At 68.4% G+C, this 5,953-nt stretch carries 9 protein-coding genes; 4 read left to right on the forward strand and 5 right to left on the reverse strand.

The annotated features are described in order from the left end of the window. Positions 1-183 precede the first annotated feature (183 nt). On the forward strand, positions 184-966 hold the full coding sequence (locus tag HA630_RS10490; RefSeq protein ID WP_166834542.1) for an SDR family oxidoreductase: 783 nt from the start codon (positions 184-186) through the stop codon (positions 964-966). Between the two features lie 10 nt (positions 967-976). After that, positions 977-1,396, forward strand: a complete 420-nt coding sequence (locus HA630_RS10495; RefSeq protein ID WP_166834544.1) for a thioesterase family protein — start codon at positions 977-979, stop codon at positions 1,394-1,396. Positions 1,397-1,451: 55 nt separating this feature from the next. On the opposite strand, the gene HA630_RS10500 is transcribed toward HA630_RS10495, so the two are convergent. The 3 genes from HA630_RS10500 to HA630_RS10510 form a co-directional block, all read right to left on the reverse strand. Continuing rightward, positions 1,452-2,051 (reverse strand): peroxidase-related enzyme, encoded by a 600-nt coding sequence (locus HA630_RS10500; protein ID WP_166834546.1) that lies wholly within the window; start codon positions 2,049-2,051, stop codon positions 1,452-1,454. 20 nt (positions 2,052-2,071) lie between these two features. Further along, on the reverse strand, positions 2,072-2,530 hold the full coding sequence (locus HA630_RS10505) for an RNA-binding S4 domain-containing protein (RefSeq protein ID WP_166834548.1): 459 nt from the start codon (positions 2,528-2,530) through the stop codon (positions 2,072-2,074). 92 nt (positions 2,531-2,622) lie between these two features. Continuing rightward, complete coding sequence (locus HA630_RS10510; protein WP_166834550.1) at positions 2,623-3,075, reverse strand: fasciclin domain-containing protein; 453 nt, start codon at positions 3,073-3,075, stop codon at positions 2,623-2,625. Between the two features lie 168 nt (positions 3,076-3,243). Between HA630_RS10510 and HA630_RS10515 the strand changes: the two genes are divergently transcribed. Further along, positions 3,244-3,888, forward strand: a complete 645-nt coding sequence (locus HA630_RS10515) for a TetR/AcrR family transcriptional regulator (RefSeq protein WP_243855440.1) — start codon at positions 3,244-3,246, stop codon at positions 3,886-3,888. Here HA630_RS10515 and HA630_RS10520 read toward each other — a convergent pair. Next, positions 3,885-4,190: a polyhydroxyalkanoic acid system family protein gene (locus HA630_RS10520; protein WP_166834552.1), complete on the reverse strand. Its 306-nt coding sequence runs from the start codon at positions 4,188-4,190 to the stop codon at positions 3,885-3,887. The genes HA630_RS10515 and HA630_RS10520 overlap by 4 nt on opposite strands. Before the next feature lie 7 nt (positions 4,191-4,197). After that, positions 4,198-5,295: a ferrochelatase gene (hemH, locus tag HA630_RS10525; RefSeq protein WP_166834554.1), complete on the reverse strand. Its 1,098-nt coding sequence runs from the start codon at positions 5,293-5,295 to the stop codon at positions 4,198-4,200. A gap of 19 nt (positions 5,296-5,314) precedes the next feature. Between hemH and HA630_RS10530 the strand changes: the two genes are divergently transcribed. Then, a partial coding sequence (locus HA630_RS10530) for an HAD family hydrolase (RefSeq protein WP_166834556.1) occupies positions 5,315-5,953 on the forward strand: 639 nt, incomplete at its 3' end.

Raw genomic sequence — 5,953 nt, forward strand, 5'->3', positions numbered from 1 at the left:
GGGCCGTGTTGTTCCAGGAGGGTCAGGGGGGTTTTCATGGATTGCTCTCTGCCAGGTTTTTGTTGGGGGGTGGGGCGACCGCCCAGGCTTACGTCAGGCTGTCATCAACGCGACCGATTTTAGGGGGGCGGCCGTCACAATGACTGTCGATTCCACGACATTCATCACACTCTGGGGAAAACGATGGCGTATCAGATCGATTTGTCGGGCCGGGTGGCCTTGGTGACGGGCGCGTCCAGTGGCCTGGGGGCACAGTTTGCCCGCACCCTGTCGCGTGCCGGGGCCGCGGTGGTGCTGGCCAGCCGCCGCACCGACAAGCTGCAGGACCTGCGCGTGGCCATCGAGGCCGAGGGCGGCGACGCCCACGTGGTGGCGCTGGACGTGACCGACCGCGATGCCATCGAGGCCGCCGTGGCCCACGCCGAAACCGAGGTCGGCCCGATCGACATCCTGGTCAACAACTCGGGCGTGAGCACCACGCAGCGTCTGCAGGACGTGAGCGAGGCGGACTACGACTTCATCATGGACACCAACGTGCGCGGCGCGTTTTTCGTGGCGCAGGCGGTGGGCAAGCGCATGCTGGCGCGGGCCAAGGGCGCGGCGCCGGGCACCTACGTGGGCGGGCGCATCGTCAACATCGCCAGCATGGCGGGGCTGAAGGTGCTGCCGCAGATCGGGGTGTACTGCATGAGCAAGGCCGCCGTGATCCAGATGACCAAGGCCATGGCGGTGGAGTGGGGCAAGTTCGGGATCAACGTGAACGCGATCTGCCCGGGTTACATCGACACCGAGATCAACCACCACCACTGGCAAACCGAGGGCGGGCAGAAGCTGATCGCCATGCTGCCGCGCAAGCGCGTGGGCCGCCCCGAGGACCTGGACGCCGTGCTGATGATGCTGGCGAGCAAGGAAAGCCATTTTGTCAACGGTGCGGTGATCGCCGCCGACGACGGTTTTGCGGTGTGAGGGCGGTGGCATGAAACTGGAGCTGCCTGCCAAGAAAACCCTGATCCACACCGTGACCGTGCCCATCCGCTGGGGCGACATGGACGCGATGGGCCACGTCAACAACACGCTGTACTTCCGTTACATGGAAATCGCGCGCCTGCAGTGGATGTTCGAGTCCGGCGTGCCGGCCAACCCGCAGGGCGAGGGCCCGGTGATTGCCAACGCCTTCTGCAACTTCATCCGGCAGCTGGAGTTCCCGGGCGAGGTGCTGGTGCGCACCTACGCCGGCGCGGTGGGCCGCAGCTCCTTCGACACCTACCACGAGCTGTGCCGCACCGACGACCCGGACATGGTGTATGCCAACGGTGGCGCGACCGTGGTTTGGGTGGACTTTCCGGCGCAAAAGTCGGCGCCCTTGCCGGTGCACCTGCGCGATCGGCTGGCTTGAGGCCGCCGGCGGCACGCGTGGGCCGACCGACCGGCTTAGGGCCGGTCCGGGGTGGTCAGGCGGCGGGCTTGGCCTTGGGCACGCGGCCCATCAGGTAGAACTCCGGGTTGGGCTGCAGGCCGCTGAAGCTGGCCATGCGGTTGGAGAGGCCAAAGAAGGCGGTGATGGCGGCGATGTCCCAGGCGTCCTCGTCGTTGAAGCCGTGCGCGTGCAGCACGGCGAAGTCGGCGTCGTCGATCTCGTGGGCGTTCTGGCACACCTTCATCGCGAAGTCGAGCATGGCGCGCTGGCGCGGGCTGATGTCCGCCTTGCGGTGGTTGATGGCGACTTGGTCGGCCACCAGCGGCTTTTTCTCGTAGATGCGCAGGATGGCGCCGTGCGCCACCACGCAGTACAGGCACTGGTTGGCGGCGCTGGTGGCGGTGACGATCATTTCCCGGTCGCCTTTGGTGAGGCCGCTCTCGCGCCCCACCGTTTCCGGCAGCATCAGCGCGTCGTGGTAAGCGAAGAAGGCGCGCCACTCGGCCGGGCGGCGGGCGAAACCCAAGAACACGTTGGGCACGAAGCCGGCCTTGTCCTGCACCTCCAGAATCTTGGCGCGGATGTCCTCGGGCAGGCTGTTGAGGTCGGGGAAGGGGTAGCGGTTCGTCTCCATGGGCTTTCTTCTGGTGGGGGTCAATCGTCGAGCGCGGCGCTCCAGCGCGCGTTCCAGTCGGCCGGGGGCCGGTCGGGCGATGATCGCAGATCCTGCAACTGCCGCCTGTCGCGTTTGGTCGGCCGCCCCTGGGCGATGGCGTGGGCCGGCTCCGGCGCCAGCCGGTGCCGCTCGGCGGCCTGGCTGCGCGCCAGCAGCGACGCAGCGGTTTCCTCGTACAGCAGCGCGGCCTGGGGCGCACCGCCGCGCACCGCGCTCAGGGCCCGCACCACCACCGTGCGCGGGCTGTGCCCGGCCTGGAAGGTGATCTCGTCGCCCACCTTCGGTTCGCGCGAGGCTTTGGCGACCTGGCCGTTGACGCGCACCCGGCCCTTGTCGATCTCGTCGCCGGCCAGGCTGCGGGTTTTGAAAAAGCGCGCCGCCCAGAGCCATTTGTCCAGGCGGATTTTGTCGTGGGTATCGCTGACCGACGGTTTCATGGGCAAAACCTTAGCACGGCCCCGCGGGTGTGGCGGCCGTGCCCGCAAAAAAGCCTCCCGGGTGGGAGGCTGGGTTGGGGGACGCGCTGCGTTTACTTGGGCATGACCACCGTGTCGATCACGTGGATCACGCCGTTGCTGGCCAGCACGTCGGTCTTGACGACGTTGGCGTTGTCCACCTTTACCCCACCGGTGGTGGACACGGTGAGTTCGGCGCCCTGAACGGTTTTGACCTTGCCGGCGGCCACGTTGGCCGCCATCACCTTGCCCGGCACCACGTGGTAGGTCAGCACCTTCGTCAGCGCGGCCTTGTCTTTGAGCAGCGCGTCCAGTTGGGCCTTGGGCACTTTGGCGAAGGCTTCGTCGGTCGGCGCGAACACGGTGAACGGACCTGGGCCCTTGAGCGTGTCGACCAGACCGGCCGCCTGCATGGCCGCCACCAGGGTTTTGAAGGAACCGGCGGAGACGGCGGTGTCGACGATGTCGGCGGCTTGGGCGGTCAGAGCGCCCAGGCCCATCAAGGACGCAATCAGCAATTTCTTCATGTGAGACTCCGTGCAAGTGCAGAGGTTGTGGGACGCCAGCCGCAGGATGCAACCGGCGCAGAGAAATATTAACTTCAAAGTAAAAAACGAGACTAATCGGTTTAATATTTGATCTGGTAGTATGGTTTTTCGGGCTGCTCCCCGCCGCCCCTGACCGACAATGCCGCCATGAATGCCCGTTCCCCCCTGCCAGATGCCGCTGCGGCACCGGTGAAAAAAAGTTTCCGTGCCCAGATGCACGAAGCGCGCGAGGAGGCCATCGTCGCGGCGGTGCACCGCTTGCTGGCCGACAAGGGCTTTGACGCCATGACGGTGGACGAGGTGGCGGCGGAGGCGGGCATGGCCAAGGCCAGCCTGTACCGGCACTTTCCCAGCAAGGAGGCGCTGGCCGGCGCCGCCATGGTTCGGCTGATGGCCCGCGCCCAGGCCCACCTGGAGGGGCTGTCCCCGGCCCTGTCGCCCGGCGCGCGTTTGCGCGCGGTGGTGGACTGGTTGCTGCGTGCGCAATTGGCCGGCCAGATGCCGACCCTGCCCAGCGAAAACTCCAGCCTGCGTGCCGCCCTGCTGGGCAACGCGGACTACATGGACTTGCTGATGGCGGTCAGCGACCGGCTGGGTGGCTGGATCGAGGCGGCCCAGGCGGCCGGCGAGATCAACCCGGCGCTGCCACCGATCGCCGTGCTCTACACCCTGTACGCCCGCGCCTGCGACCCGGTGGTGGGGTTTCTGCGTGGCACCGGGCAGTTTTCGGACGACGAGATCGTGGGACTCGTCTTGCGCACCTGTTTCGACGGCGTGGGCCTGCGCGCCTAAACCGCGCCGTCCACCGGGCCGAGGCGCAGGTCCAGCTGGCGCTGGATTTCCGCCTCGATGCGGCCCTGGTAAGCCCGCCACAGAAACCCCAGTTCGGCCTCCAGCACCAGGTGTTCGGGCCACACCTGCAACACCCCCTGCACGCCCGGACCGCGAAAATCCAGGCGGTCGTGGCCGTCTTGTGGTGTGGCGGTCCACCGCAGGCCCCAGCGGGCCTCGGCCTCTGCGGCCCAAGCCTCGGTCAGGCGCCGGGCCGCGGCCCAGTCCAGGCGGTGCGGCCGTTGCACATGCAGGTGTGCCACGTCTGCGTCAGTGGCTGGCCCCCAGGGCGCGGGCGCGGGCCCGGGCCAGGGTTTGCTCGCTGGCAGCGGCGTCCGGCAGGGCCTGGGTGGGCCAGCCGGCCAGGTGGCGTTCGCACAGGTCGGCCAGGGCGCGCATGCCGGGCGCGCTGTCGTTCAGGCAGGGGATGTAGTGGAACTCGCGGCCGCCGGCGTGCAGGAAGGCCTCGCGCGCTTCCTGGTCGATCTCTTCCAGGGTTTCGATGCAGTCGCTGCTGAAGCCGGGGCAGACCACGTCCACCCGACCGACGCCGGCCTGGGCCAACTGCACCAGGGTCGGTTCGGTGTAGGGCTCCAGCCACTTGGCCTTGCCAAAGCGCGACTGGAAGGTGACCGCGTAGTCTGCCTTCTGCAGCCCCAGGGCCTCGGCCAGCAGGCGGCCGGTTTTGTGGCATTCGCAGTGGTAGGGGTCGCCCAGGTGCAGGGTGCGCTCGGGCATGCCGTGGAAGCTCATCACCAGCTTGTCGGGGCGGCCGTGCGCCATCCAGTGTTGCTGCACCGAGGTTTTGAGCGCGTCGATGTAGGCCGGGTCGTCGTGGTAGTGGTTGACGAAGCGCAGCTCCGGCACGTAGCGCACCCGGGCGCCCCAGGCGTAGACCGCGTCGAACACGCTGGCGCTGGTGGCGCCGCTGTACTGGGGGTAGGCCGGCAACACCAGCACCCGGGTGCAGCCGGCGGCCTTCATGGCGTCGAGCTGGCGGTCGATGGACGGCTGGCCGTAGCGCATGGCGTAGCGCACGTCCAGGTGGTGGCCGCGTTCGCCCAGGTAGCCCTGCAGCAGCGCGGCCTGCTTGGCGGTCCAGACTTTCAGGGGCGAGCCCTCGTGCGTCCAGATGGTGGCGTACTTGGCCGCCGATTTTTTCGGCCGCACCCGCAGGATGATGCCGTGCAGGATCAGCCACCAGACGGCTTTGGGGATTTCGACCACACGCGGGTCGGCCAGGAACTGGCCCAGGTAGCGCCGCAGCGCCGGGGCGTTCGGGGCGTCGGGCGTGCCCAGGTTGCACAGCAGCACGCCGGTCTTGGCCGCCTGGCCGTGGGTGTAGGGGGGTTCTTTGCGAAAGGCCATGCGGTATTCTCGCCCACCTATGCTGAACCTCGCGCGCATCCGGGCCATCACCCTCGATTTGGACGACACGCTCTGGCCCATCTGGCCCACCATCGAGCGCGCCGAGGGGGTGCTGCAGGCCTGGCTGGCCGAGCACGCCCCGGCCACCGCGGCCCTGCTGACCGACCCCGAGCAGCGCCGCGCCATCCGCGCCGCCGTCAACCGCGACCTGGCCGAGCAGGCACACGACCTGACCCTGTTGCGGCGCGAGGCCATCCGGCGTGCGCTGGTGCTGGCCGGCGACCCCGAAGCGCACGCCGAGCCCGCGTTCGAAGTGTTTTTCGCCGAACGCCAGCGCGTGACCCTGTACGAAGACGCGTTGCCCGCCCTGCAGCACCTGGCCGCCCGCTTTCCGCTGGTGGCCCTGTCCAACGGCAACGCCGACGTGCACCGGGTCGGTCTGGGCGTGCACTTTCACGCGAGTGTGAGCGCACGCGAGCAGGGTTGCAGCAAGCCCGACCCGCGCATCTTTCGGGCCGCGGCCGACCGCGCCGGCGTGCCGCCCGAGGCGGTGCTGCACATCGGCGACGACCCCGGCCACGACGTGCTGGGGGCGTTGGGGGTGGGCATGCAGGCCGTGTGGCTCAACCGCGAGGGCCGCGAATGGCCCCACGAAAGC

This window comes from Aquabacterium sp. A08 (assembly GCF_011742065.1).

What these genes read in the sequence shown, in the direction of transcription:
- HA630_RS10490 (WP_166834542.1), top strand. Translation starts at nt 184, where the DNA reads ATGGCGTATCAGATCGATTTGTCGGGCCGGGTGGCCTTGGTGACGGGC.
- HA630_RS10495 (WP_166834544.1), top strand. Translation starts at nt 977, where the DNA reads ATGAAACTGGAGCTGCCTGCCAAGAAAACCCTGATCCACACCGTGACC.
- HA630_RS10500 (WP_166834546.1), bottom strand. Translation starts at nt 2,051, where the DNA reads ATGGAGACGAACCGCTACCCCTTCCCCGACCTCAACAGCCTGCCCGAG.
- HA630_RS10505 (WP_166834548.1), bottom strand. Translation starts at nt 2,530, where the DNA reads ATGAAACCGTCGGTCAGCGATACCCACGACAAAATCCGCCTGGACAAA.
- HA630_RS10510 (WP_166834550.1), bottom strand. Translation starts at nt 3,075, where the DNA reads ATGAAGAAATTGCTGATTGCGTCCTTGATGGGCCTGGGCGCTCTGACC.
- HA630_RS10515 (WP_243855440.1), top strand. Translation starts at nt 3,244, where the DNA reads ATGAATGCCCGTTCCCCCCTGCCAGATGCCGCTGCGGCACCGGTGAAA.
- hemH (WP_166834554.1), bottom strand. Translation starts at nt 5,295, where the DNA reads ATGGCCTTTCGCAAAGAACCCCCCTACACCCACGGCCAGGCGGCCAAG.